Consider the following 25,464-nt stretch of genomic DNA (forward strand, 5'->3'; position numbering starts at 1 on the left):
TGGACATGGCCGAACCGGGCGCGACCACGGTGGTCTCCGGCGGCCCCGAACTGTCCCCGGCCCGCAAGCGGATCGTTCTCGGCACCTGCTGCACCGCCGTGCTCATGGCGCAACTGGACAGCACCGCCCTCAATGTCGCCCTGCCGTCCATCGGCCGCGACCTGAACACCTCGATCTCGGGCACCCAGTGGACCGTCGACGCCTATACGGTGGTGCTGGCCAGCCTCATGCTGTTCATGGGCGCACTCGGCGATCGGATCGGCAAACGCCGGGTCTTCCTCATCGGCCTGGTCGTCTTCGCCTGCGGATCCCTGCTGTGCAGCCTCGCGCCCTCCTTCGGCTGGCTGGTCGGGTTCCGGATCTTCCAGGCGATCGGCGGATCGATGCTGAACCCCTCGGCCATCGCCATTATCTCCGGTGTTTTCACCGGTCCCGGACAGCGCGCCCGCGCCCTCGGATTCTGGAGCGGCACAACGGGAATCAGCACCGCCGCCGGACCGGTGGTGGGCGGCTTCCTGGTCGATTCGGCCGGCTGGCAGAGCATCTTCTGGATCAATGTGCCGATCGCGGTGCTCGCCTTCCTGGCGACGCTGCGGTTCATTCCCGGCGCGCGAACCCGGGTCCCGCGCCGCCTGGATCCGGTCGGCCAGCTGCTGGCCACCGGATTCCTCGGCCTGCTCATCTTCGCGATTATCGAAGGGCCGCACCGGGGTTGGCTCTCGGCGGTGACCATCGGCTGTTTCCTCGGCTGTCTCGCCTGCCTGGCCGGGCTGCTGCGCTACGAACCGCGCCACGACCAGCCGCTCATCGATGTGCGCGATTTTCGCTCGCCGCCGTTCACCGGCGCGGTGCTGGTGGCGATCAGCGCCTATGTGGCGGTCGGCGGGTTCCTGTTCCTGAATACCTATTACCTGCAGGACATTCGCAAACTCGACCCGCTGCACGCCGGACTGGAACTGCTGCCCATGGCGGCCGCCATCGCGGTGGCCGGACCACTGTCGGGGCGGCTGACGGCGCTGCGGGGCGCGCGGTTCGCTCTCACCCTGGGCGCGGCCATCACCACGCTGGCCGCGCTGGCGCTCACCTTCACCTTCGAAACCGATCATCCGGTGGTGCGGCTGACCGCCTACGGCTGCCTCGGCGCGGGCGTGGGCATGATGAACACCCCGATCACCGATACCGCCATCTCGGGCCTGCCGCGATCCCGCGCGGGTGTGGCGTCCAGCGTGGCCACCACCTCCCGGCAATTCGGTCAGGCGCTCGGCGTGGCGGTGATCGGCTCCATCATCGCCGGCACCCCGGGCGCGCTCGAGTCGGAGGACGCCTTCCGCGGCCCGGCCACCTCCAGCTGGATCGTCATGACCGGTTTCGCCGTCCTGGCGCTGATCGTCGTCCGCACCATGATCGGCAGGCCGGGACCGCGCGACCGCTCGGAGGTCAGTTCCCTTGCGGCGGACGCGAAGTGATGGCCACCAGCACCGGCCCGGGTTGCACCGTGGTGGAGCAGGCGCCATCGGACGGGCAGCCGCCGCACCCATCGGCCGGGCATCCCGAGGTGACCGGCTCGGCCGACAGCCTGCCCTTGCGCACCCAATAGTCGACCATGGCGTCGACTTCATTGCGGGACACCCCGATTCGCCGGGCGACATCGTCCAGGCCGACGCCGCCCCGCGCCGCGGTGATCTCCGCGAGGACTTCCCGCAGCGCGCTCACCAGAACACCCGCCCGATCTGGAAGACGGCCACGGCCAGCACCCAGGCCACACTCAATTGCAGGGCGACGCTGAACAAGGTCCAGCGCGTGCCGATTTCCTGCCGCATGACCGCCAGCGTCGTCATGCACGGGGTATACGCCAGCAGGAACATCAGGAACGCCAGCACCGCCGGAATCGGATGCCCGCCCGAGGCGTGGTCGAAGGTGGCGCGCAGCGAATCCGCCAGCGGCTGCGGCGCGGCCCCGTCGCCGGGATCGTCCATGCTGTAGGACTGCGCGACGGTGCTGACCACCGCCTCCTTGGCCACGAACCCGCTGACCAGCGCCGCCGAGGCATGCCAATCGTCGAATCCGGCGGGCGCGAAGACCGGCGCCACCGCCGAGGACACCGCGCCGAACATGGAATCCGACGCCGGTACCTCACCGAAGGAACCGCTGCCCGCCGGAATCGAGGACAGCAGCCAGACGGCGGTCACGGTGGCGACGATGATGCCGCTGGCCGTCTTCAGGAACCCGCGCATCTTCTGCCACGTGTGCGTGCCCATCACGCGCAGGCTCGGACGCCGATACGGCGGGAGGTCCAGCACCAGCGGCTCCCCCGCCATATCGCGGAACAGCGTGCCGCGCAGCAGCAATCCGACCAGCACCACCAGCACGATCGAGGTGACGTACATGGCGAACACCACCGTGCCCGCATTGCTGCCGAAGAACACACCGGCCACCAGCACGTAAACCACAAGCCGCGCATTGCAACTGGTGAACGGGATGAGCAGGGCCGTCAGCAGCCGATGCCGCGAGTTGCCCAGCACCCGCGTGCCGGAGATGGCGGGCACGTTGCAGCCGAATCCGACAATGAGCGGCAGGAAGGCGCGGCCGGGCAGGCCCATGGTGCGCATGAGCCGGTCGGCCACGAAGGCCGCGCGGGCCATATAGCCCGAGTCCTCCAGCAGCGCCAGCAGCACGAACATGATGAGCATGAGCGGTACGAAGCTGAGCAACTGGCCGACGCCGTTGATCAATCCGTCCCGGATGAACCCGATGACCGGATCCGGGGCTCCCAGCGCCGCCAGGGCATTCCCGACCTTCCCCGCAACCGTCACGGTGATGAAATCGCCGAGCCAATCCTGCACCGGTTCGGCGACCGTGGTGGTGAGCTGGAAAACGGCCCACATGATGGCGAGGAATACCGGAACGCCCAGCCATCGGGAGGTCAGCACCCGATCCACGCGATCGGTCAGGGTGACCGCGCCGCGATTGCGCGTGACCGCGGCCGTCAATACCTCGTGCGCCCACGCATAGCGCCGTTCGGCGATGACGATCTCCGGATCATCGTCCGGATCAGCCGAGTCGAGCCGGACTATCGCCGCATCGACAGCCTTGCTCGGTGCCGCACCGGCGGTCTCGTCCGCTGCCGCACCAGCGGTGCTGGAGACGGTCACGCCCGCCGGGGCTTCGCCGGCCAGCACCGCCAGCGCCAGCCACCGCGCGGGGTAGCCCTCCGGCAGCAGCGGGGCCAATTCCGCGACGGCGGAATCGATATCGTCGCCGAGGTGCGGCGCGGCCGGAGCAGCGCGCGAGATCATCGCGACGGCAACGGCTTCGGCGAGCGCAGCCATGCCTCGGCCGCCGCGCGGCACGACCGGCACGACCGGAACTCCGAGTGCGGCGGCGAGCCGGGCCGGATCGATATCGGTGCCGCGCCCGGCGGCCACATCGGTCATGGTGAGCGCGACCACGACCGGCAGCTCGGTTTCGAGCAGCTGCGACAGCAGATACAGACTGCGCGCCAGATTGGCCGCGTCGGCGACCGCGACCACCACATCGGGGCGGGCGTCGCCGCTCAGGAGGGCGTCGCGGGTGACGGCCTCGTCCGGGGAGGCCGGCAGCAGGCTGTAGGTGCCGGGCAGGTCGACGAGTTTCACCTCGTTGTCCCCCAGCTTCCAGCCGCCCTCGGCGACGCCCACCGTCGTGCCCGGCCAGTTGCCGACCCGCACCCGCGCCCCGGTGGCCGCATTGAACAGCGTCGATTTGCCCACATTCGGATTGCCGACCAGCGCGACGGTCCCGGTCGCGTCATGGACGGCGGTGCCGGATCCGGTCTCGCAGCAATCACTCATGCCGCGCTCACTTCGATCTGTCGCGCGGTCCCGGCGTCCACGGCCACCCGCGCGTCATCGATCCGCAGAATTCGTCCCCCGAAGGCCCCCACACCCACCACCTCGACGGCGGTACCGGGCAGCAAGCCCATCTCCAGCAAACGCCGCCGATGCCGTCTGTCCCCGATTATCCGATCGATTCGGAATCGTTGTCCCCGAACACTATCCATGAGCGTCACTGCCGGGACCCCCGGTTGCGTCCCGGTAGGTTTGCCTCTCCAAAGCTGTCCACCACTGTTCGGAGCATACTCCGGGCAAATAGTCCCAAATGTCCACTTAGGGACCATGTGCCAGCACTCCATGCCAGGTCAGGAGCGGTTCGGCCCGAATGGGCGAGCCGCCTGTGAGTTCGCTGTGAGTGGTGGGGGACCGAGCGGCGCAGTCCTCTCGCCCCGGGAATCAGCCTTCGGAGATCTCCCCCACCACCCGTCCGGTCTGCTCGGCCGAGGCGGCGCGCGCCACATCGGCCTGCGAGATGATCCCGACCAGTTCATCACCGTCGATCACCGGCACCCGCCGGATCCGATGCTGGGCCATGGTGGTCAGCACCTTCTGCACATCGTCGTCGGCGCGCACCAGCACCGGCACGCCCTGCGCCAGGTCACCCACATGAATCCCGATCGGATCCTTGCGCTCGGCAACGACTTTCACGACGATATCGCGATCGGTCAGCATGCCCTTGAGCTTTCCGTCCTCGCCGCAGATGGGTAGCGCGCCGACATCGATATCGACCATCTTGCGCGCGGCGTCGAGTGCGGTGTCACTGGAGCGGACGCATTCCACGCCGGGCGTCATGATCTCGCGTGCGGTAGTCACGATTGTCCTCCTGATAGCTGTCGAGGGTGAGCCTTTCGTTGTGCGCATACCCGCCCGGCCGCCGCCTACACCGGTCGCCGGCGCTCCGGCCGCAGGTCGGACGCCGGCGTACCGGTGGCGAAATTCCTTGCCGTGTCGCGCAGTTGGGGGCGTAGCTCGCGCATTACCGGGTAGTGCGTCGTCGTGGCGCACTCGACGCCACGACGGAGATACACCGATGCAGTAGGAGGACCGAAATGCCTGACCCGAAGAATCCCGGCCAGTTCGGAAACCGGGAAGACACCGAAGAGCAGGCTCGCCGCGGCGGCAAGGCCAGCAGCGGCAGTTTCGGCGAACCCAATGCCGCCGATCCGAGCGCGGCGGGACGCAAGGGTGCCGCGGCGCAGCCGACCGAAGCAAAGGCCAAGGGCGGCCAGCACAGCCACGGCGGCCGGTAGCCGAGCCTGGCGCACGGGCCGGACGCGAACCGTGTCCGGCCCGTCGCGTTTGCTGCTTTCGGCGGGGTCCGCGGGCGAGCAAACTTCCGCCCCGTAAAGGCCCCAATAGGACAGGGTTTGCGCGTGTCGCGGTGCGGCACGCCGTAAGGATTGGACCTTCGGCAAATCAACAGTTTCGCCGATGGCGCTGCATCGACTAGAAATATGTTCCGTGCCGTTCCCCGAGATCACCTGTCAGCCATCGAAACTCCCTGGACGGGGGTCCAGATGACGATCGAACATCCGCATGAGGACGATGTCTCCCAGCTGGCGCGGCGGGTCGAGAAGGCCCGCGGGCGGCTGGCCTACCAATTCGATCCCGCGCTCACCGAAGCGTTGTCGGAAAACGAGCTCCACGCCGAGCGCGACCTAGCCGAACGCATTCGCGAGCAGGATCGCTCGCAGCGCTGGAAGCAAGCCGAGGCAGCGGCCGCCACGGCCGATCGCGCCCGGCAGACAACCGAAGAGATTGAGAAGGCCGACATTCGAGATCTGCTGCTCGCCCGCAAGGCGATCGCCGCGCAGCGGCGAGAATCCAGCCCGCACGCCAAGCTGGCGTCGCTGTACAAGCATCGCGCGTGGTCGCAGCGCGCGCTCGCCGGTGTGGTCGCGGCCGGAATGCTCTGGTCCGCAGTCAATGTCCAGCACAATATCGCCCCCGGCGGGGCGACCGATCCGCTGTTCTGGTTCAGCTACCTGCTCGAAGGCATGATCAGCGTCTGCCTGGTCATCATCATGATCGGCACCAACAAGGTGGCCGAATGGGGTGTGATCGACAGCCGCAAGCAGGTCGTGGCCGCCGAAGTGGCGCTGCTGTCCCTCACGGTCGTGCTGAACACGTACCCATACCTGCAGTCCGGCAATTGGTACGAGGTCGCCGTGCACGCGATCGCGCCGGTCATGATCGGCGTCGCCCTGCTCATTCACAATGCCGCCAGCGCCCGCTACGGCCTCGCCATCGTGCGTGCGACGGACCAGATCCGGGATATGCCCGATCCGGCCGAACAACTACGCCGCACCCTGCCCACCGTCGTAACCTGGCCCTCCCGTGGGCAATCCGCCTCGGTCCCGGTGCCGACCCCGGCCCTGCCCGCCGCACCCATCGAGCCGGAGCAGGCCGCCGAGCCGGACAAGAAGGCGACCGTCGTCGAGCCCGATCCGGAACCCAAGCGCGAAACCTCCGCGCCCACGGTCAAATCCGCCGACAAGGACCAGCGCACCTCCGCCACCAAGAAGGGCAAATCCCCCGAAGACGAAAAGTCGCCCCTCGCAGACCTCACCGACCCGGTGAACGTCTACGACACCGGCCAGTTCCGCATTGCCGAAACCCTGGAACAGGAACTCGCCGAACTCCAGGCCGCCCGCCGCCGCGCCCGCGCAGCCGCCAAGGCCCGCAACGGCAACTCGGCCACCAAACTCGACGACTGAGCCGGTCCGCCTCGAGCGCTCCGGCTGACGTCACGGGCGTATCTCCACGAGATGCATCGATGCACCGTCGTAGTGCGCCGGGGGCCGCAGCGGTAATCGCCGTGAGATCGACAGCGGCCGTTCCGCTTCGGCCCAGAGCGCGCTCGTTCGCGCGAATACGAAGGCTCGGACCGGCGCGGCGTCTTCGCGTCAGCGCGGCTGCCGGAGCGGTGATCGCGCCGGACTCCGCTGCGGCCGAATCAGCTTCGGACGCCGCGGAGTGCGCCTGTCCGGGGAAACGCGACAGCTCAGCCGACACGGCGCGTCACGTCGCCGCTCGGCTGCCGGCGCTTCGCGCCAGCACTCGGCTGGGCTCCGCGTCAGCGCTCGGCCGCCGGCGCGGTGATCGCGTCGAATTCCGCTGCGGCCGAGTCGGCTTCGGCCGCTCCGAGGCGTCGATAAATCACGAGGGCCGCTTCCAGGGCCACCGCTGCCGACTCCTTCGCGCCCAGGCGGATGCGAGTTCGAGCGGCGGCCTCCAGAGCGCGCGCCTCCTCCAGGTGATTGCCGATCAAGCGAGCCAACCGCAGCGCTTCGTCATGGAACGCGAGGGCGCGCGACGCGTCTCCCGATGCGGCGTGGAGCGAGCCGATCCGGTTGAGCGTCTCCACCTCCACGGTTCGCTGGCCGGTCTTCCGGCAGCTGGCCAGCGCCCGGTACAGCAGATCCTCGGCGCCGCACCCGTCACCGGCCAGATGTCGGCTCCAGCCGAGGTTGCCGAGTGCGTCGGCGCTGCCGACGTCGCTGCCGACGGCCTCGAAGATGTCCAACGCTCGCTGTGCCAGATCGCCGGCGAGATCGAATTCACCGGTGCCGCAATGTAGGCGGCCCAGGATGTTGAGCGCCGATGCGGCGCCGGTTCGATTGCCGAGATCCTGGTAGCACGCCAGGGCCCGATGGGCCGAGTCGAGACCGGCCTGGTAGTCGCCGGTGACGCACTGGACGGCGGCGAGGTTGTTCAGCGCGGCCGCCACACCGGACAGGTTGTCCACCTCTTCGTAGAGCGCCAGGGATTCCTTGATGCCGGAGCCGCAGGCCGCGTAGTCACCGATCAGGTGGTGGTACCAGGCCGCCAGGCTGATGGTGTGAGCGGCTTCGGTGCGGCGGCCGGTGCGGCGGAGCAACCCGGCTGCCGCACGGGTCAGGTCGATGGCCGTGGTGTGGTCGCCGGTCAGCGATCGCACCCAGGCGATGCTGCGCAGCACCACTGCCTCACCGGTGCGATCGACGAGTTCGCGATGGAGCGTCAGCGCCTCCTCCAGGGCCGCCAGGGCCGCCGGATAGTCACCCGTGAGATGACGCACCCAGCCCAGGTCGCTCAGGGATTCGGCCGCACGGGGGCGATCACCCGCGGCCCGGCAGCTGTCCACGGCTCGGCTCAAACCTGCTGCGGCCCCGGGGAAATCGCCGGTCAGCAGCTGGACTCGCGCGAGCGTGCGCAGGCCCGTCGCGAGCAGGCTCGGATCGTCACCGGTGTGGCCGTGCAGTGCGTGGCGCAGCAGGTCGGCGACGGCGGGATAGTGGTCGGCCACGAATCCGGTCGGTCCCAGGTCCTTGAATGCGAAGTTCTCGGCGCTGCGTGCGTTGATGCTGTCCGCGGCGACGGCCCCGCGCTGCCGGATTGCGACCTCGGCGAACCAGGCGTTGTGTAATCGCACTTCACCCACCAGCGCTTCCGTCAGATCGATCGCGTAAGGCAACTGCCCGGCTGCGGCGGCCTGGGTCAGGCAGGCCAGCAGATTCGCGCGTTCGACGCGAAGCCATGCCGAGGCGGTCCCATGGCTGGACAGGTCCGGCCGCGGCGAGGTCGCGGGGCCGTGCGGCGTCGATCGCTCGGGCTCGGCGGCCTGCAGGGCGGTGGAGCGGAAGTAGTCCAGGAGCCGGTCGAGTGCCGCGGCGTGGTCCTCGGCGTCCTCGCGCAGCAGGCTCTGCGCGTATTCACGCACCAGGTCGTGCATGCGGTAGCGACCGAACGCTGTTTCGTCGATCAGATGCTCGATATAGAGCGCCTCCAGGTTCCGGCGCGCCGCGGCGAGGGTCGTGTCGTCCAGGGCGGCAACGGCATACGCGTCGAGGTCCGGGCCGGGGTGTGCGCCCAGCCGCCGGAACAAGCGCTGTCGTTCGGGTGACAGCAGACGATAGGAGGTGGTGAAGGCAGCGCGCACGGCGCGATTCCCGCTATCGAGTTCGTCGAGCCGGTCACGCGTGGAGGCGAATTCGGTGGCGAGTTCGCGCACGGTCCAGTTCGGGTGGTGGGCAAGGCGACCGGCCAGCAGCACGATCGCCAGGGGCAGATGGCCGCACAAGCCGACGATTTCTGCTGCTGCTCCGCTGTCCCCCAGGCTGTTTCGCTGCGCGAGGGTGCAGAACAGCTCACGCGCGGCATCCGGTTCGAGAGCGTTCAAGGTCACCGGGGCCGCGCCGTCCAGCGCGACCAGTCGCCTGCGGCTGGTGATCAGCGTGAGGCAGTTCGCGGACGCGGGCAGCAGCGATTCGATCTGCTCGTGATCCCTCGCGTCGTCGAGGACGAGCAGCACCCGCTTGCCCGCGAGCCGGTCCCGCCACAGATCACGGCGCGCGCCAAGGGTTTCCGGCAGGGCGCGCGGTTCCACGCCCACATCGAGCAGCAGGGTGCCCAGCACGTCCACCGGATCGGCGGTCGGCTGGCCCGGCGTGTGCGCATTGAGCTCGACGAAATATTGTCCGTCCGGATAGTGCTCGGCCAGCAGATGCGCCGCGCGAGTCACCAGGGCGGTCTTACCAATGCCCGGCATGCCGTCGACGGTGTGGATGGACACCACCCCGCCCGGCGCCGCGGCGTCGCGGATCCGCCGCAATTCCGCCTCCCGCCCGATGAAGGTACCGATATCGCGGCGCAGCGCATTGACCACCGCCGCCCGCGAACGACCTTGCCGCCGCGCGGCTTTCCACAACTCCCGCCAGACCCGCACATCCACCAGTTCGGCATCCACCGGCAAATCCGCCGCCCGCGAGAGCTCGATCAGCGTCCGCAGCACCGGCACGAAAGTCTCGAACCGCGACGGCAGATTCCGCCCGGCACGCCAATCACTCAACCGCTGCACCGTCAACGCCCCACGCTGCCCCGGCGCCCGCATACCGCGCGTCCGCCTTTCAGCAGCCGAAACCACCCGCTCGAGCGTGGGATTGCCCGCAGCCGCGAACAAAGCCGTCAATCGGGCGGGAAAAACCAGCCTCGGCGAATCCTCCGCCGCTGCCTCCGAAACATCCAACACCCCCACATGATCTCGTGCGCCCCTCACCCCCCGGTCCCCGCCCGAACCTTTCCGGACCGGAAAACCGCCTCCGCACCCGAATACCCCGGTCAGCTAGCCTTTTTCAGCCGCCCCAACCGGGCACGACATGACGATCCCACACCCCCGCAGGCATTCTCGATCCGCTCGCGCCGCAGCGGAGGGGACGGCGCGAGCCCCCAGCACTTTCCAGCCGCACCGCGGCGACATTCGCGAACGGAGCAATGCGTGAGGATCTCTCCGCAGTTCTCCGTGTGAGCGCTCTCTGAAGGAGCGGCGCCCACGGCTCTTGGCGAGAGCGCGCCCACCGCTCTCCGTGTGGGCGTCATCCACGGCACTGTGCGAGCGGCTGCTCGGGCGCGATGTGCGAGCGGCTCCGAGACGCGTGCGTGAGCAGAGCTCGCTACTTCTCGCGTGGGCGCATCCTGATGCCGTGGGCGCGCGGCTGTCGAGATCGCCGGGCCCCGAACGAGATTCCGCTCCGGTCAGCGGCCGCCCGGATGCTCGACGGGTACCACCACCGCCGGGCGGGGCTGGGCGGGTGTGCCCGAGGTCTGGGCGTAGCCGAGCCAGCCGGTGCCCACGAATACGGCGAGCAGGACGGCGGTCGGGAAGTCGAGGATGAGCCAGCCGGGGGTGAAGGTCGTCTCCCGTGGCGGCCGGGCGGGTGAGCGCTTGCGATGCGAGGTGCGCACCGGGGGCCGTTGCCGCCCCACGGTGCCGTGCTTGACGCGCTGCTGTTCCCTGCCCTGCCTACCCACGCATGCCTCCATAGCTGGAAATGTGCCGAAACCAAGGATGCCGAACCAATGCCCCGCGCACAGCGGCGATCAAGCGGACAACCGAGTGTCCGGACCGATCTTCAGCGCGCGCTGGCGTCGGGTAGTCGAGCCGGGCACGCCACTCCCGGCACGGTGTCGAGCTCGAAATGCCACCACTCGTTGTCGTAGGTCCGGCACAGCCCCCACCGATACCCGTTGTCCTCCAGCCACTGCGCCCCCTCGCGCGGCCCCACATCGATGGCCTCCCCCGACACATGCGTGGACTCCTCCGGCGGCAGCACCCACTGCCGCGCCGCCTCCGGACTCCCGTACCGCGCGATCCCGTCCTCCCACAGCCATTGCTGCTCCCCATACGTGCGGTGACCGGACGTGATCCACACCGTCACCCCCTCGACCGCGGCCGCCTTCTCCGCCTCGGTGAACGCACTCGCCAGCCGCGGATCCAACCCCTCGGTCCCCGCGGCGATCGCGGTCGCGACGGGCAGTGTCGCCTCCACCACCGGCACGGCCGGCTGCCCCCACAACACGAGCGAAAGATCCTCGCGCGCCGTCTTCGCCCCGATGGACGCGATCACCACCCCCGGCAGCAGGCGGGTCGTGCCCGCCGGCGCCCCCGCCTCCGCACTCCCCGCGACGGCAACGTAGGCCCGCGAATCATCTCGCGCCGCACCCAGCGTCGGAGGCAGCCCCAACAGCACGGCAGCCGCCTGCGTATTCTCGGCCTCCGCGTCCGTCGCCGCGGCTTGCCGCAGCACCAGCGGCGGCATCACGGGTGCGAGTGCAGGTTCCCCGGGCGCGCCATGCGCCACCGGCGCCACGCTGCCCGCCAGCCCGGCCAGCAACGCGACGGCGGCACTCCGCCGCATCCCGCGTCGCCCGCGCCCCGCAGGCGTCCCCACACCGACAGGTGTGCGGCCCCGGCCGTTCAGCAGCATCGACTCCCTTTCACATCCGGCTCCCCCGTGCACCTCCCCCACGCCGCGCTCAGGGTAGCCGAGCGGACGGTTGAACCTGCAATCGAGCCGCAACGATAGCCCGAATCCGGCTGCCCAAGGCCCGAATCGCCCGACAAGATCGCCCAACTCCCCCGCCGATCCCCGCAAATCGTTTGGGCAGCACCAGATTCGACTGATATCAGATGCACAGCAGCCACGCGGACTCGCCCGCGCCACGCCCATCGCAGCAACCATGCACCCGGACCCCGGACACACGACCCGCGAACTCGACCAGCGACACCGCTCGATTCGCTGCGGCGGCAGAGGTTTCGCCCCGGCAGGCGTCAGGTGCCGGGTGGACAGCCGGCGGTGGCTCGGTTCGGTGGCAGGTTTCGGGTCAGCGGCCGCTGGCGTCGGGGACGCGGGGTGGGCAGGGGAAGCCGGGGATGGTGGCGATTTCGAAGTGCCACCATTCGTTGTCGTAGGTGCGGCACAGGCCCCAGCGGTTGCCGTTGTCCTCGAGCCATTGGGCGCCGGCTCGGGGGCCCACGTCGATGGCTTCGCCGGTGACGTGGGTGGATTCGCCGGGCGGGAGGACCCAGCGGCGGGCTTCGTCGGGGCTGCCGTAGGTGGCTATGCCGTCGTCCCACATGGCCTGCTGCTCGGCGGGGGTGCGGTAGCCGGAGACGATCCACAGGGGGACGCCGGCGGCGTGGGCCTCTTGGGCGGCGAGCGAATAGGCCAGGGACAGCCAGGGATTGAGGCCGTCGGTTTCAGCGATAGGGGTGGCGGCACCGGCGATCGCCTCGATCGGCGCGCCGATCGATTCGCCGGAAGCGCTTGGCACCGTGGCCGGTTCATCGGAATGACCGTGAGTGGTGGCGGGCGGGGTGGCTTGCGCCTTCGGCAGCAGGGCGGGAGTGGCGACCGTGCCACCCAGTAGCCCGACGCTCGCCAGCAGGGCGGTCGCGGCGGCGCGCCGTACGGCGGCACGCGACTCCATGCCGCGCGCAGCCGTTCCCGTGCCGGGGCGCGAGGCGACCGTGGCGGGTGACCCCGCAGCGGGCGACCGCAGGGCGCGCGAGTCCGGCACGCGCGCGGCTGTGTGCACCGTGCGCACCCGCAGTTCGTCGCGACTGGTCGCCCGCTTCACTTGGCCTCCTGGATCAGACTCGTTCCTTGGATCGCTCGCGCACGCGCAGGGCGATCGGCTTCGAGGTTTCGGCGAAGAAGTCGTTGCCCTTGTCGTCGACGACGATGAAGGCCGGGAAGTCTTCGACCTCGATCTTCCAGACCGCTTCCATGCCGAGTTCAGGGTATTCGAGGACCTCGACGGATTTGATGCAGTCCAGGGCGAGTCGCGCGGCGGGGCCGCCGATGGAGCCGAGGTAGAAGCCGCCGTGTTCCTTGCAGGCCTTGGTGACCTGGGCGGAGCGGTTGCCCTTGGCGAGCATGACGAAGGAACCGCCGGCGGCCTGGAACTGGTCGACGTAGGAGTCCATGCGGCCGGCGGTGGTGGGGCCGAAGGAACCGGAGGCGTAGCCGTCGGGGGTCTTGGCGGGGCCGGCGTAGTAGACGGCCATGTCCCGCATGTACTGCGGCATGGGCTCGCCCGCGTCGAGGCGCTCCTTGATCTTGGCGTGGGCGATGTCGCGCGCCACGACGAGCGGGCCGGTGAGCGAAAGCCGGGTCTTCACCGGGTATTTCGACAACTCGTCGCGGATCTCCGACATCGGCCGGTTCAGGTCGATCTTGACGACGTCGCCGCCGAGGATCTCGTCGGTCTGCTCCGGAAGGTACTGCGCCGGTTCACGTTCCAGCTGCTCCAGGAACACGCCCTCGGGGGTGATCTTGGCCAGGGCCTGCCGGTCCGCCGAGCAGGACACCGCAATGGCGACCGGGCAGGACGCGCCGTGGCGCGGCAGCCGGATGACCCGCACATCGTGGCAGAAGTACTTGCCGCCGAACTGCGCGCCGATGCCGAAGGACTGGGTCAGCTTGAAGACCTGCTCCTCGAGCTCCAGATCGCGGAACCCGTGCGCGGCCATCGAGCCTTCGGTCGGCATATTGTCCAGGTAGTGCGCGGAGGCGTATTTCGCCGTCTTCAAAGCGAATTCCGCACTGGTGCCGCCGATCACGACCGCCAGGTGGTACGGCGGGCACGCCGCGGTCCCCAGCGACCGGATCTTCTCGTCCAGGAACTCCAGCATCCGATCCGGATTCAGGATCGCCTTGGTCTCCTGATACAGGAACGACTTGTTGGCCGACCCGCCGCCCTTGGCCATGAACAGGAACTTGTACGCCGGATGCGCGGGATCGCCCGCGTTGGAGTACAACTCGATCTGCGCCGGCAGATTCGTCCCGGTGTTCTTCTCGTCCCACATGGTGATGGGCGCCAGCTGCGAATACCGCAGGTTCAGCTTGGTGTACGCGTCGTACACGCCGCGCGAAATCCATTCCGCGTCATCGGCTCCGGTGAGCACGCCCTCGGACTTCTTGCCCATCACGATGGCCGTGCCGGTGTCCTGGCACATGGGCAGGATCCCGCCCGCCGAGATATTGACGTTCTTCAGCAGATCCAGCGCCACGAACCGGTCATTGCCACTTGACTCCGGATCGTCGATGATCTTCCGCAATTGCGCCAGATGCGCCGGCCGCAGGTAATGGCTGATGTCGTGCATGGCCTCCGCGGTCAGCATGCTCAGCACCTCGGGCTCCACCTGCAGGAAGGTCCGCCCGCCCGCCTCGAACGTGCTCACACCCTCGGTGGTGAGCAACCGGTACGGCGTGTCGTCGGCACCGATCGGCAGCAGATCCGAGTACAGGAAATCAGGCGCGGTCACGAATCGCACTCCTCGAGCAGGGCTGGGGGCTGTTCAGCCAACGGTTCAAGCACGCAGACTCTACCGAGCGCCCGATCGCCCCCTTTCGCCCAGGCAAGCCTTGCCGGGCGACGTTGCGCGAATCGGCACAGGTTGCACCTTCAAGTCGGGGGGTGTTACCTGTCAGGATGCGCTTGTCTGCGGCGGGGAGGATTTAGCATGACATCAGAACCCGGGAGTGGAATCGTGACCGAAACCCGTTGGCTCGATGATGTCGAGATGCGCGCGTGGCTGGGATACGTGTTCACCCGCGACCTCATCGCCGCGGCCGTCGGACGCGATTCGCTGCGGGAATCCAATCTGACCTATGTGGAGTACACGGTGCTGGCGCGGTTGTCGGACGCGCCGAATCATCGGCGCAGCTTCGCGGAGCTGGCCGCGGTGCTGGAGTGGTCGCAGAGCCGGCTGTCGCATCAGATCACCCGCATGGAGAAGCGCGGGCTGGTGGCGCGTGAGTCCATCCCCGATGACGCCCGCCGCACGGCCGCCGTCCTCACCGACAAGGGGTCGCAGGTGCTCGACGGCGCCGCCCCCGCCCATGTCGACAGTGTCCGCCGCCACATGGTCGACGTCCTCGACCGCACCCAGCTGGCGGCCTTGGCCGACATCTACGACACGTTGCTGGCCCATCATCGAAGACCGGCGACCCGCAATCCGTCCTGAAATATCGCTGGCTACCGGCGTTTGGTTTGGCAGACATCGGGTACTGGGTAAGACTAGGCTCGGCACCGGCTTCCGACGGCGGTCGGCACCGAGCGCACGGTCGGCAAATCGACCGAGTAGTTTGCAACCGACCTGGCCTTAGCGAAAGGGGCAGGAATTTCCATGTCCGACGTGTCCATCGGCCTTTCGGCCGATTCGCTGCCTGCGGGTTCCGTCGACAACCTGCTGCCGCAGCTCGTCGAGCACCTGCGGCAGAACCGCACCGAGCTGCGCGAGGAGTGGGCCCGTCGTATTACCGATGCCCAGCTGCTCACCGCCATGACGCCGGAGGAGATCTTCTCCGAGGCAACCTCCGTCTACGACAACTACGTCGAGGTGCTCGAGACCGGTAGCGTCGAAGCCCTGCAGGCCTACGCCCGCGACCTGTCCGAACGCATCATCCCCAGAGGCGTCGAGACCGACGAAGTGCTGGGCATCGTGCTCTTGCTGCGAGATGTGCTGGCGCGCTCGCTGTTCGAGAAGTATCAGTCGAACTTCAACGTGCTCAACAAGGTGCTCGACGCCTACGAGCCCGCCGCCAACCGCATCGCCAATACCGTGGGCGTGTCGTTCGTGCAGGAGCGCGAGCGCGTTATCCGCCAGCAGCAGGAGGCGATTCGCGAGCTGTCCACCCCGGTGCTCCAGGTGCGTGAACAGCTGCTGATCCTCCCCATCATCGGCGTGCTGGACTCGCAACGCGCCCGCCAGCTGACCGAGCAGCTGCTACGAGCGATTCGCGCCAATCGCGCGAAGGTGGTCGTCATCGACATCACCGGTGTGCCCTCGATCGACTCCACGGTGGCCAACCACCTGGTGCAGACGGTCGACGCCTCCGGCCTGATGGGCGCCAGCGTCATCATCACCGGCCTGTCGTCGGAGATCGCGCTCACCCTGGTGACCATCGGCCTGGACCTGTCGAAGATGAACGCGGTCGGCGACCTCCAGGGCGGCATCGAAGAAGCGGAGCGACTGCTCGGCTACGAGGTGTCACGCGTCACCGATCGCGACGGCGGACGGTAACCGGGGCCCACCCATGCCGGTACCCATTCTGAAACAGGGCACCTATCTCATCGCGTCGGTGCAGTCGGCCCTCACCGATGCGGACACCGAACGCTTGCAAGACGATCTGATGAAGTACGTCAGCAAGTATCGCGCCCAGGGGATCATCGTCGATGTCACGGCAATCGACGTAATGGACTCCTTCGCGGCCAGATCGCTGCGTACCATCGCGCACATGACCAAGCTGCGCGGCGCGGAGACGGTCATCGTCGGCCTGCAACCCGAGGTCGCGTTCGCCATGGTGCAACTCGGCCTCACCTTCGAGGACATGCACACGGCGCTGGACCTGGAGGAGGGTCTGGCCTGGCTCAACCGCAAGATCACAGCCCGTGGCGGCCAACGAGACGGTCGTGATCGTGGCCGCTGAGAACGTGGTGATCGCGGTGAAGGTGTCCAATGACATCGTGACCGCACGGCAAGCGGGGCTGGAGTTGGCAAGCACTCTCGGCTTCTCGCTCTCCGATCGCACCATGATCGCCACCGCCATCTCGGAAGTGGCGCGCAACATCACCAGTTACGCCGGCACCGGGGAGATCCGGTTGCACGTGCAGGATCGGGAGGGTCGCCGCGCCATGGTGGTGCAGGCGCAGGACCAAGGGCCCGGCATCGTCGATATCGACCGGGCCATGGAGGACGGCTACTCCACCGGACGCGGTCTGGGACTTGGTCTTCCGGGTGCGCGCCGGCTCATGGACGGGATGGTCATCACCTCCAATCCGGGGCACGGCACGCTCGTGGAAATGTGGAAGTGGGTGCCCATCGGTGCGTGAGGACGGTTTCATCGGCACGGTCGAATGGGCCGTCGCCGGGCGCGCACTACCCGGGCAGCGAGTCTCGGGGGATCGTTCCGTGGTGCTCGACGCGGGCGGCGGCTCGGTGCTTTTCGCGGTCCTGGACGGGCTGGGCCACGGTGCGGCCGCGGCGGACGCCTCCGATCGCGCGGCGCAGGTGCTGGCCGAGAATCGCGCGGAGCCACTGGATGTGCTGCTGCTGCTGTGCCATCGCGCCATGTCCGACACCCGCGGCGCGGCGGTGTCGCTGGCACTCTTCGACGCCGGTGACCGACTGCACTGGCTCGGCGTCGGCAATGTCGATTCCCGGATCGTCGCCGCGGCGCCCGGCAAACCGGCGGTGCGCGCCGCCATGCTGGTGAGTGCGGGCATCGTCGGCTACCGGCTCCCGGCACACCTGCAGACCCAGACGATTCCGGTGCGCCCGGGCGATCTGCTGCTCATGTCCACCGACGGCATCACCAGTGATTTCGCCGACGGCGTGGATCTGTCCAAACCGACCTCCGAGATCACCGCCGACCTGCTCGCCAAGCACGCCAAGGACACCGACGACGCCCTGGTGCTGGCGGCCCGGCATCGCGGACACACCAAGAGCCCCACATGAGTTCCGTGCTGGCCGCCTTCCGCGACGCGTACACCAACGCGCTCCGGACGCACCTGCGCGCACCGAATCAGACCACCCTGGCCGAGGGTTACGAGTTGGGCCGCCGCGCGCTGGTCGAGGGCGTGAGCATCCTCGATCTGACCGAGCACCACTTCCGCATTCTCGAACAGGAAGGGCTGCTGCCCGCCCCGCACGGCGGCGATCGCGGCGAGGACGCCCTCGAATTCCTGCTGCAGACCATGGCGGCCCTCGACGTGGCCACGCGCGGCTTTCTCGACGGCACCCGCCGCTATGAGCAACAGCGTTCCCGCGCAGACACTCTCGCCGGCCGCGACGCCTTCCGCACCGCCTTGGTGGAGTCCCTGCAGGACGGGTTCTTCGTCGTCGATTCGGCGGGCACCCTCATCGAGGTCAATACCGCCTTCGGCGCGCTGACCGGGTACGGCGCCGACGGTCTGCCCTACCCGCTCCCCCACCCTTGGACCGTGGAAGAAGCGCCGCGCTATCCGGACCTCGGCACCGACGCGGCCCGTTTCGTCATGCCCATCCGGCATCGCGACGGCCGTCGCCTCTGGCTGGCGGTGAGCACCAACTCGCTGGTGAAACCCGAGAACGGCGAACGCATTTTCGTCGGCACCATCCGCGATGTGACCGCCGAGCACGACGCCCAGGCCCGCGATCAGGCCGCCTCCCGCCTGGCCACCGCCGTCGGCGCGGCCACCAGCGTGGTCGAGGTGCTCACCGTCGGCCTGGAGGAACTGCGCCGCGCCGTGGGTGCGGAAGCGGCGGTGGTGTCGGTGTGGCCCAATCGCCACACCGGGCCGGAACTGTATGTCTCCGAGGACACTCCGCCCGATCTCGCGGAGGCGCGCGGAGCCCCGCCCGCGGAGACCCGGGGCGCGCAGTCCGCGGAGTCCCGGGGCGCGCACTCCGGCAACGGCACGGCACGCCGAGCCGCCGATCGCCTGGCGATTCCGCAGAGCGGCGGGGAAACCCGGCAGGTGCTCGACGCCCGGGCGCGGGCCTTGCTGGATCGCGCCCGATTGCGGCCCGGCCGAACCATGTTCGCGATCCCGGAGGGCTCCACCAGCTCCGAAGGCATCGTCGCCCCCCTCGGCGAAACCGGGGATTCGGCGCTGTGGCTGCGGTTCGCCGCGCCACGCGTCATCACTCCCGGTGACTGGGCGCTGTTCTCACTACTGGTCGGGCATCTGAGCCTGGCCGTGCAGCGGGCGCGCAACTTCGACCAGGCCCGCTCCACCTCGCTCACCTTGCAACGCGCCATGCTCGGCCCCATCGAGCTGCCGCCGCTGTTCTCCGTGCACTACGAACCCGCCCTGCCGCCTCTGGAAATCGGCGGCGACTGGTACGACGTGGTGCGCCTGGAGGACGGCACCATGGGCGTCGTGGTCGGCGACTGCGTCGGCCGTGGCCTGTCCGCGGCCGTGGTCATGGGCCAATTGCGCACGGCGGCACGGGCATTGCTGCTGCGCGGCGCGGGCCCGGCGCAGCTGCTGGCCGAGCTCGACACGGTGGCCTCGCGCATTCCAGGCGCCATGTGCACCACGGTCTGCGCCGCCATCCTGGATCCCGTGCGCGGTGTGGTGCGCTACTCCAGCGCCGGGCACATGCCGCCCATTCTCGCCGAACCCGGTACGCACGGAAGACTTCTCGAAGGCGGCCGCTCGGTCCCGCTGGCCACCTTCGAGCCCCCGCGCCGCCCGGAGTCCACCACGGCCATCGCGCCCGGCTCCACGCTGGTGCTGTTCACCGACGGCCTGGTCGAGCAGCGCGGGGTCGACATCGATGAGCGCTTCGTCGAACTCGCCGACGAATTGACCGGCGCCGCCGGGCAATTGCCCCGCGAGGTGGCCGATTCGGTGCTCTCGCGGCTGCGCCCCACCGGCGGCTACGACGATGACGTGGCCATGGTCGTCTACCGGCAGCCGCCCGAACCACTGCACCTGGACGTACCCGCCGACGCCGCCGAGCTGTCGGGCATCCGGCGTGCGCTGCGCACCTGGCTGGCCTCGGCCGCGGTCCCGCACGACACCGCCGTGGACCTGGTCGCGGCGGCCAATGAAGCGTGCAGCAACAGCATCGAGCACGCCTACCTGGACAGTAAGCCGGGCCGGGTGGTGATCGCCGCGGACTGCGGGCTGGACAATCTCACCATCGAGGTCACCGACGGCGGCTCCTGGCGGCCGCTGCCCGAGGATCCCGGCCATCGCGGCCGCGGCATCGCCATGATGCGGGCGTTGACCGACAAGCTCGAGATCGATCATTCCGGCCCCGGCACCCGGGTGCGGATGTCGGTGCGACTTCCGGCCGTCTCCTTCTCGGCGGGCGGACGAATGTGAAGCACCCCCTGCCGACACGCGCTCGGCAGTAGTTTCGGCGCAACGCCGAATCGGTGCGGTACCTGCGATTTTCACAATAACGCGGACTACCGGACCGATACCGAATTGGCAGACGATGCGGCATGAACGGACGGACCATGGCAGATTGTTCTAATGTGACCAACACTTCCGGAGACGGCTATTCAGGCGACGCGATGACCACCAAGGTCACTGTGCACGACGATGTCACCGTGCTCACCGTGGCGGGCGAGGTCGATCTGGCGACGGCGCCGGCCCTCGACAGCGCCATCGATACGACACTCGGCGGTAAACCCGCGGCCCTCGTCATCGATCTGTCCGAGGTCAGCTTCCTCGCCTCGGCGGGCATGGCTGCCCTGGTCGCCGCCCATCAGCGGGCCGGCGGCACGCGGATCGCGGTGGTGGCAGACGGGCCCGCCACCAGCCGCCAGCTCAAGATGACCAGCCTGGATCAGGTGTTCGCCCTGCATCCGACGCTCACCGAGGCGCTCGACGCACTGCGGAGCAATTGAGGTTCGCCGCGTAGCAACTGAGGTCCACCGCGCGGCGACCGAGGTTCGACGCGGAATCAGGCCGGGAGGCGGACTCGGCCCGCCGCAGCGGAGTGCGGCGGGCCGATTCTGCGCGATCGATCAGACCAGCTCGCGCAGCTGCTCGATGAGCTTCACCCGCTCGGCCGCGGTGCCCGCGAGGGGGACCACGTTCAGCACGGTCGCCCCGGCCTCACGGAAGGCCGCCACCCGCTCCTTGACGAAACCGGCGGAGCCGATCAGCGAGATATCGCGGACCAGATCGTCGGGCACCACCTTGACGGCCTCGTCCTTCTTGCCCGCCAGATACAGCTCCTGGATGCGGTCGGCCTCGGCGCCGTAGCCGTACTTGGTGGCCAGGGTGTGGTAGAAGTTCTTGCCCTTGGCGCCCATGCCGCCGATGTAGAGCGCCAGGTGCGGCTTGACGAATTCCCGCAGCGGCTCGACATTGTCGCCGATGGCCAGCGCCGGACCGGCGAACACCTCGAGCTCGCCGAGCGCCGGATCACGCTTGGCCAGACCGGCTTTCACCGACTGCCCCCACACGGCATCGGCCTTCTCCGGCAGGAAGAAGATGGGCTGCCAGCCCTCCGCCATCTCCGCGGCCAGCTCCACGTTCTTCGGGCCCAGCGCCGCCAGCAGCACCGGAATCTTCTCGCGCACAGGGTGATTGATGAGCTTGAGCGACTTGCCCAGGCCGGTGCCCTGCTCGGCGGGCAGCGGGATGTTGTAGTACTTGCCGCTGTATTCCAGCCGCTCGCGCTTCCACACCTTGCGGCAGATCTCGAGCACCTCGCGGGTGCGGCCGATGGGCGCGTCGTAGGGCACGCCGTGGAAGCCCTCGATCACCTGCGGGCCGGACGCGCCGAGGCCCAGGATGTAGCGGCCGTCGGAGACGTAGTCCAAGCCCGCGGCGGTCATGGCAGTCAGCGTGGGCGTGCGGGTGTAGAGCTGCAGGATGCCCGAAGCCAGCTGCACCCGTTCGGTCTTGGCGGCCAGGTAGCCCAGCGCGCTCACGGCGTCGAACGAATACGCCTCCGGCACGAATACGATGTCGAGACCGGCCCGTTCGAGGTCAGCGACCTCAGCGGCCACCTCTTTGAAGCCGTCGGTGTAATTGATCGACAGTCCGATACGCATGACCGGGACCTTACCGACCATGCCGCGCCCCCTTCGCGGCGGCCATGACCGGCAAACCGGTACGGTGTTGCGCGAACGAGTTTCATCGCGAATCACGGGAGGCCCACCCTCATGACTCAGGACGCCGCGCAGGCCATCACCACCTTCGGTGACTCGACACTGCAGGGGTACCTGGATCAACTCGCGGCCAAGGTGCCCGCGCCGGGCGGCGGCGCGGTGGCCGCGCTGCACGCCGCGCAGGGCGCCGCGCTGGTCGCCATGGTGGCGCGCTACACCACCCGCGCCAAGGACGCCGACAATCGCCCGGTCATCGACCGCATCATCGTCGCCGCCGATGTGGCCCGCGATCGCGCCCTGGCCCTGGCCGATGCCGATGCCGCCGCCTTCACCGCGGTCGGCAATGCCTACAAGCTGCCCAAGGACACCGACGAGCAGCAGGCCGCCCGCGCCGCGGCCATTACCGACGCCCTGCTCGGCGCCGCCCGCGTCCCGGCCGCCGTGGTCGCCGAGGCCGACGAGGTGCTTTCGCTGGCAAGGGAACTACTGCCCATCGGCAATCCGAATGTGGTCACCGATATCGGCGCGGCCGCAGATGCCGCCCGGGCCGCGGCGGCCAGCTCGCAGCTGAACATCGCCATCAATGTGGCCTCGCTGGATGCGGGCGCGGGTGCGGAGTTCGCCCCGGTTCTCACCCAGATAGAGGAGCTCCTCGCGCGCGCGGACGCGCTGCACGACGACGTGGTCGCCGCGATCACGCGCTGACCACGGGTTCTCATACCCGACACGATCGCGTCCGCATAGTTTCCACGCCGGTGGGTAGGTCACGAAGCGAGAACATTTCCGGATGGGACTGATCATCAGGTCATAGTCTGGGGATCCAGGACCACACCCTTTCGAAGGGATGGAACCATGCGGAACGCGATAAAGATCTTCATCATCGCTACCGTTGCCGCGGCGGCGGCCGCGTTCGGGTCCGGGGGCGCGGGGGCTGCGTTCGTGACATCCGATTTCCCGGCGGTGCAGGCGATTTCGCCGGGGCCAGGCCAGGTGGTGGGGATTGCCGCACCGGTGGATGTGCGGTTCGCCGAGCCGGTTACCGAGAGAGCCCGGGTGGAGCGGGCCGTCAGCATTCGGGCCGGGACCACGCTCGCCGGGCAATTCAACTGGGTAGACGATCGGCATCTGACATGGACGTCGGCCGGCTACCTTCCCACCTCGGCATCCATCTCGGTGTCGGTGGGTCGCCTGCACACAGAATTCCAGACGAATGCCGGTGTCACGGCCGACGGGGACATGTCCGCCCATACGTTCACGGTGTACATCGGCGGCGCGCCGGTGAACACGATGCCCGCGTCCTATGGGAAACCCGGGTGGGAGACGCCGTCCGGCACCTTCCCGGTGCTGTCGCGGGAGCGCTCGGTCACCTTCGATTCGCGCACCATCGGGATTCCGCTGAATTCCTCCGAGGGCTATCTGATCCAGGGTGAATGGGCCGAGCGTCTGACCTGGGGTGGCGTCTATGTGCACTCGGCGCCGTGGTCGGTGGACTCGCAGGGCTATGCCAATGTCAGCCACGGCTGCATCAATCTGTCGCCCGGCGACGCCGAATGGTTCTACAACACCGTCAGCATCGGTGATCCGGTGACGCTGCACTGGTGACGATCGATCATCAGCGGTTCGGCCCGGGACCTCCGAAAGGTCCCGGGCCGATTCTCGATTGCTCTCAGCGGGCCGCTTCGGCGGCCTGGACCACGTGGCGCATGAGCAGGGCGGTGGTGACGGGGCCGACGCCGCCGGGGACCGGGCTCAGCGCGGCGGCCTTGCCGGTGACCGAGGCCGCGTTCACGTCGCCGGTGATATTGCCGTTCTCGTCCTCATTGGTGCCGACGTCGATGACGACCGCGCCCTCGCGGACGTGGTCGGCGGTGATCAGGCCGGCGCGGCCGACGGCGGCGACCACGACATCGGCGGCGGAGGTGACCGACGGCAGGTCGGTGGTGCGGGAATGGCAGATGGTGACGGTGGCGTTCTCGGCCAGCAGCAGCTGAGCCAGGGGCTTGCCGACCACATTCGAGCGGCCGACGACGGCGACGTGGCGGCCGGCGAGCGGAATCCGATGGAACTTGGCCAGTTCCACGACCGCCTCGGAGGTGGCGGGCGGGAAGCCGGGCAGGCCCGAGGAGAGCAGGCCCAGCGACAGCGGGCTGACGCCGTCGACGTCCTTGGCGGCGGCGATGGCGGGGCTGACATCGTCGAGGCCGATGCCCTTGGGCAGCGGGGTCTGCAGCATGATGGCGTCGACGGCGGCGTCGGCGGAGAGTTCGGCGAGCTTGGCGCGGATCTCCTCGGCGGTGGCGGCCACGCCGAGATCGAGGTTGTCGCAAGCGATCCCATTGCGCTCGGCGGCGCGATTGAGGGACTTCACGTACCAGGCGCTGGCCGGGTCGTCATTGGCGATCACCAGCACCAGCCGGGGGGCGGCGCCGTTCTCGGTGAGCGCGGCGGCGCGCTGCTTGGTGTCGGCATTGATGGCGGCGGCGAGGTCCTTGCCGGTCAACGAAGTCGTGTCCACGGGAGACAACCTTAACGCGCGCCGTCGCGGGGCCCGCGCTCGACGCTGCCCGGCGGGACCCCGTCGCGGCTGTTCGGGACCACAATCGCGCGCGTTCCCCGCTGTGGATGCGGTCAAACCTGGGAAATCACTTCGGCAAATACCCGACAACGGCCGTGTCCAGTCGTATCGTGTCTCCATTCGGTTTCGAGCCAATAGCCAGCAAAGTTCGGAGATAGCCAGCAAAGCGTGTGTGTGACCCTCTCTACGGAAAGGTCGGACAGCAGTGCAGATCGCCAGGCGTTTACCAGCTCTTCTCGCGGCCGCCGCCGCAACCATCACCTTCTTCGGGCCGGGCGCCGCGTTCGCGGATCCCGGTCCGCTCTACAACTCGGCTCAGGAGAACTTCCGCGACGGCGATGAGGGAGCCGGGCTCGCGGACCTGCGCCAATTGCTCGCCGAAGCGCCCGATGACGCGGAGGCGCTGTCGTTGCAGGCCATCTGGTCGGACTACTCCGGGGACCTGATCACCCGGGAAGCCGCCCTCAGCCGCCTCACCGTGGTGGACCCGGAGCTGGCCGACGGCACGCGAAATGTGTTCCGCGCCATCGGCGCCGCCATCGGCACCCTGCCCAATCCGATTCCGGCGCTGGCCGGGCCGGCCACCGGCATCGTCGTGCTCGGCTACGGCCTGCTGCCCGACGGCAGCATGCGGCCCGAGCTCATCAACCGGCTGCAAGCGGCCTGGTTGCAGGCCGTCGCCTCACCGCTGTCGCCCATTGTGGTCACCGGCGGCAACCCGCAGAACGGGATTACCGAGGCGGCCGCCATGCAGAGCTGGCTCATCGGCCGCGGCATTCCCGCCAACCGGGTCATGGCCGAGCATCGCGCCGGTTCCACCGTCGGAAACGCCCTCAACAGCACCGCCATGCTGCGCGACGCCGGGGCCACCAGCGCCATTATCGTGACCTCCCCCAACCACATTCGCCGCGCGGTCGCCGATTTCATTGTCGCGGGCATGCCGGTCGTCGGGGCCACGACCTCCCTGGAACAGCTGGTCTCCCAGCTGCCTCCGCCCGCCCGCAGCGGTCAGCGCGGCATCTATCTCGACGCCACCCGCACCCTGCTGCTCCCCACCCAGCGCTAGCGAGATCCACCCCGCAGGGACCCGCGCTCACCCGGCGCGGGCCCCTGCGTGCACAATTGCCCG

24 protein-coding genes are annotated in these 25,464 nt (G+C 68.8%); 13 read left to right on the top strand and 11 right to left on the bottom strand.

All coding sequences use genetic code 11. The features are described 5' to 3' along the window. Positions 1-5: 5 nt before the first annotated feature. On the top strand, positions 6-1,466 hold the full coding sequence (locus ACFVIV_RS08995; RefSeq protein ID WP_379194255.1) for an MFS transporter: 1,461 nt from the start codon (positions 6-8) through the stop codon (positions 1,464-1,466). Here the strand turns inward: ACFVIV_RS08995 and ACFVIV_RS09000 are convergent. The 4 genes from ACFVIV_RS09000 to ACFVIV_RS09015 form a co-directional block, all read right to left on the bottom strand. Then, positions 1,438-1,713, bottom strand: a complete 276-nt coding sequence (locus ACFVIV_RS09000) for a FeoC-like transcriptional regulator (RefSeq protein ID WP_379194256.1) — start codon at positions 1,711-1,713, stop codon at positions 1,438-1,440. The two genes, ACFVIV_RS08995 and ACFVIV_RS09000, sit on opposite strands and share 29 nt — an antisense overlap. After that, positions 1,710-3,830, bottom strand: coding sequence for a ferrous iron transport protein B (gene feoB, locus ACFVIV_RS09005; protein WP_379194257.1), 2,121 nt, complete (start codon positions 3,828-3,830; stop codon positions 1,710-1,712). Before feoB ends, ACFVIV_RS09000 begins: the two co-directional genes overlap by 4 nt. Further along, a complete protein-coding gene (locus ACFVIV_RS09010; protein ID WP_379194258.1) occupies positions 3,827-4,171 on the bottom strand; it encodes a ferrous iron transport protein A in 345 nt (114 codons plus the stop codon). Before ACFVIV_RS09010 ends, feoB begins: the two co-directional genes overlap by 4 nt. A gap of 97 nt (positions 4,172-4,268) precedes the next feature. Continuing rightward, a complete protein-coding gene (locus ACFVIV_RS09015) occupies positions 4,269-4,685 on the bottom strand; it encodes a CBS domain-containing protein (protein ID WP_379194259.1) in 417 nt (138 codons plus the stop codon). A 236-nt stretch (positions 4,686-4,921) separates the two neighbouring features. Between ACFVIV_RS09015 and ACFVIV_RS09020 the strand changes: the two genes are divergently transcribed. Continuing rightward, positions 4,922-5,122 carry a hypothetical protein gene (locus ACFVIV_RS09020; protein ID WP_379194260.1) on the top strand — a complete coding sequence of 67 codons (201 nt, stop codon included), beginning with the start codon at positions 4,922-4,924 and terminating at the stop codon, positions 5,120-5,122. A gap of 267 nt (positions 5,123-5,389) precedes the next feature. Continuing rightward, positions 5,390-6,589, top strand: coding sequence for a hypothetical protein (locus ACFVIV_RS09025; protein ID WP_379194261.1), 1,200 nt, complete (start codon positions 5,390-5,392; stop codon positions 6,587-6,589). A gap of 359 nt (positions 6,590-6,948) precedes the next feature. Here ACFVIV_RS09025 and ACFVIV_RS09030 read toward each other — a convergent pair whose 3' ends face one another. The 5 genes from ACFVIV_RS09030 to ACFVIV_RS09050 form a co-directional block, all read right to left on the bottom strand. After that, positions 6,949-9,702, bottom strand: a complete 2,754-nt coding sequence (locus tag ACFVIV_RS09030; protein ID WP_379194262.1) for an ATP-binding protein — start codon at positions 9,700-9,702, stop codon at positions 6,949-6,951. A gap of 683 nt (positions 9,703-10,385) precedes the next feature. Continuing rightward, the gene (locus ACFVIV_RS09035) at positions 10,386-10,661 is read right to left on the bottom strand and encodes a hypothetical protein (protein ID WP_379194263.1); all 276 of its coding nucleotides are present in this window, start codon (positions 10,659-10,661) and stop codon (positions 10,386-10,388) included. A 101-nt stretch (positions 10,662-10,762) separates the two neighbouring features. Next, complete coding sequence (locus tag ACFVIV_RS09040; protein WP_379194264.1) at positions 10,763-11,548, bottom strand: M15 family metallopeptidase; 786 nt, start codon at positions 11,546-11,548, stop codon at positions 10,763-10,765. 466 nt (positions 11,549-12,014) lie between these two features. Next, positions 12,015-12,440 carry a M15 family metallopeptidase gene (locus ACFVIV_RS09045; protein WP_379194918.1) on the bottom strand — a complete coding sequence of 142 codons (426 nt, stop codon included), beginning with the start codon at positions 12,438-12,440 and terminating at the stop codon, positions 12,015-12,017. Positions 12,441-12,783: 343 nt separating this feature from the next. Continuing rightward, on the bottom strand, positions 12,784-14,460 hold the full coding sequence (locus ACFVIV_RS09050) for a fumarate hydratase (protein ID WP_379194265.1): 1,677 nt from the start codon (positions 14,458-14,460) through the stop codon (positions 12,784-12,786). Positions 14,461-14,685: 225 nt separating this feature from the next. Between ACFVIV_RS09050 and ACFVIV_RS09055 the strand changes: the two genes are divergently transcribed. The 7 genes from ACFVIV_RS09055 to ACFVIV_RS09085 all read left to right on the top strand — a co-directional run bounded on the left by ACFVIV_RS09055 (position 14,686) and on the right by ACFVIV_RS09085 (position 20,545). Then, positions 14,686-15,162 (top strand): MarR family winged helix-turn-helix transcriptional regulator, encoded by a 477-nt coding sequence (locus ACFVIV_RS09055; protein WP_379194266.1) that lies wholly within the window; start codon positions 14,686-14,688, stop codon positions 15,160-15,162. Positions 15,163-15,324: 162 nt separating this feature from the next. Next, positions 15,325-16,221 (top strand): STAS domain-containing protein, encoded by an 897-nt coding sequence (locus tag ACFVIV_RS09060; protein ID WP_379194267.1) that lies wholly within the window; start codon positions 15,325-15,327, stop codon positions 16,219-16,221. 13 nt (positions 16,222-16,234) lie between these two features. Then, on the top strand, positions 16,235-16,627 hold the full coding sequence (locus ACFVIV_RS09065; protein ID WP_379194268.1) for an STAS domain-containing protein: 393 nt from the start codon (positions 16,235-16,237) through the stop codon (positions 16,625-16,627). Continuing rightward, positions 16,617-17,030 (top strand): ATP-binding protein, encoded by a 414-nt coding sequence (locus ACFVIV_RS09070; protein ID WP_379194920.1) that lies wholly within the window; start codon positions 16,617-16,619, stop codon positions 17,028-17,030. Before ACFVIV_RS09065 ends, ACFVIV_RS09070 begins: the two co-directional genes overlap by 11 nt. Beyond that, positions 17,023-17,655 (top strand): SpoIIE family protein phosphatase, encoded by a 633-nt coding sequence (locus ACFVIV_RS09075; protein ID WP_379194269.1) that lies wholly within the window; start codon positions 17,023-17,025, stop codon positions 17,653-17,655. Before ACFVIV_RS09070 ends, ACFVIV_RS09075 begins: the two co-directional genes overlap by 8 nt. Beyond that, positions 17,652-20,015 (top strand): SpoIIE family protein phosphatase, encoded by a 2,364-nt coding sequence (locus ACFVIV_RS09080; RefSeq protein ID WP_379194270.1) that lies wholly within the window; start codon positions 17,652-17,654, stop codon positions 20,013-20,015. Before ACFVIV_RS09075 ends, ACFVIV_RS09080 begins: the two co-directional genes overlap by 4 nt. A gap of 194 nt (positions 20,016-20,209) precedes the next feature. Beyond that, a complete protein-coding gene (locus tag ACFVIV_RS09085; RefSeq protein WP_379194922.1) occupies positions 20,210-20,545 on the top strand; it encodes an STAS domain-containing protein in 336 nt (111 codons plus the stop codon). A gap of 120 nt (positions 20,546-20,665) precedes the next feature. Here ACFVIV_RS09085 and ACFVIV_RS09090 read toward each other — a convergent pair whose 3' ends face one another. After that, the gene (locus tag ACFVIV_RS09090; RefSeq protein ID WP_379194271.1) at positions 20,666-21,703 is read right to left on the bottom strand and encodes an LLM class F420-dependent oxidoreductase; all 1,038 of its coding nucleotides are present in this window, start codon (positions 21,701-21,703) and stop codon (positions 20,666-20,668) included. Positions 21,704-21,814: 111 nt separating this feature from the next. On the opposite strand from ACFVIV_RS09090, the gene ACFVIV_RS09095 reads away from it, so the two are divergent. Together ACFVIV_RS09095 and ACFVIV_RS09100 are read left to right on the top strand one after the other, a co-directional pair. Further along, positions 21,815-22,465, top strand: a complete 651-nt coding sequence (locus ACFVIV_RS09095; protein WP_379194272.1) for a cyclodeaminase/cyclohydrolase family protein — start codon at positions 21,815-21,817, stop codon at positions 22,463-22,465. Positions 22,466-22,612: 147 nt separating this feature from the next. Next, complete coding sequence (locus ACFVIV_RS09100; RefSeq protein ID WP_379194273.1) at positions 22,613-23,362, top strand: L,D-transpeptidase family protein; 750 nt, start codon at positions 22,613-22,615, stop codon at positions 23,360-23,362. A 64-nt stretch (positions 23,363-23,426) separates the two neighbouring features. On the opposite strand, the gene ACFVIV_RS09105 is transcribed toward ACFVIV_RS09100, so the two are convergent. Beyond that, positions 23,427-24,275 carry a bifunctional 5,10-methylenetetrahydrofolate dehydrogenase/5,10-methenyltetrahydrofolate cyclohydrolase gene (locus ACFVIV_RS09105; protein ID WP_379194274.1) on the bottom strand — a complete coding sequence of 283 codons (849 nt, stop codon included), beginning with the start codon at positions 24,273-24,275 and terminating at the stop codon, positions 23,427-23,429. A gap of 265 nt (positions 24,276-24,540) precedes the next feature. Between ACFVIV_RS09105 and ACFVIV_RS09110 the strand changes: the two genes are divergently transcribed. Further along, complete coding sequence (locus tag ACFVIV_RS09110) at positions 24,541-25,401, top strand: YdcF family protein (RefSeq protein ID WP_379194275.1); 861 nt, start codon at positions 24,541-24,543, stop codon at positions 25,399-25,401. Positions 25,402-25,464: the final 63 nt, after the last annotated feature.

This window comes from Nocardia sp. NPDC127526 (genome assembly GCF_042672265.1).
In the GTDB taxonomy this organism is placed as follows: domain Bacteria; phylum Actinomycetota; class Actinomycetes; order Mycobacteriales; family Mycobacteriaceae; genus Nocardia.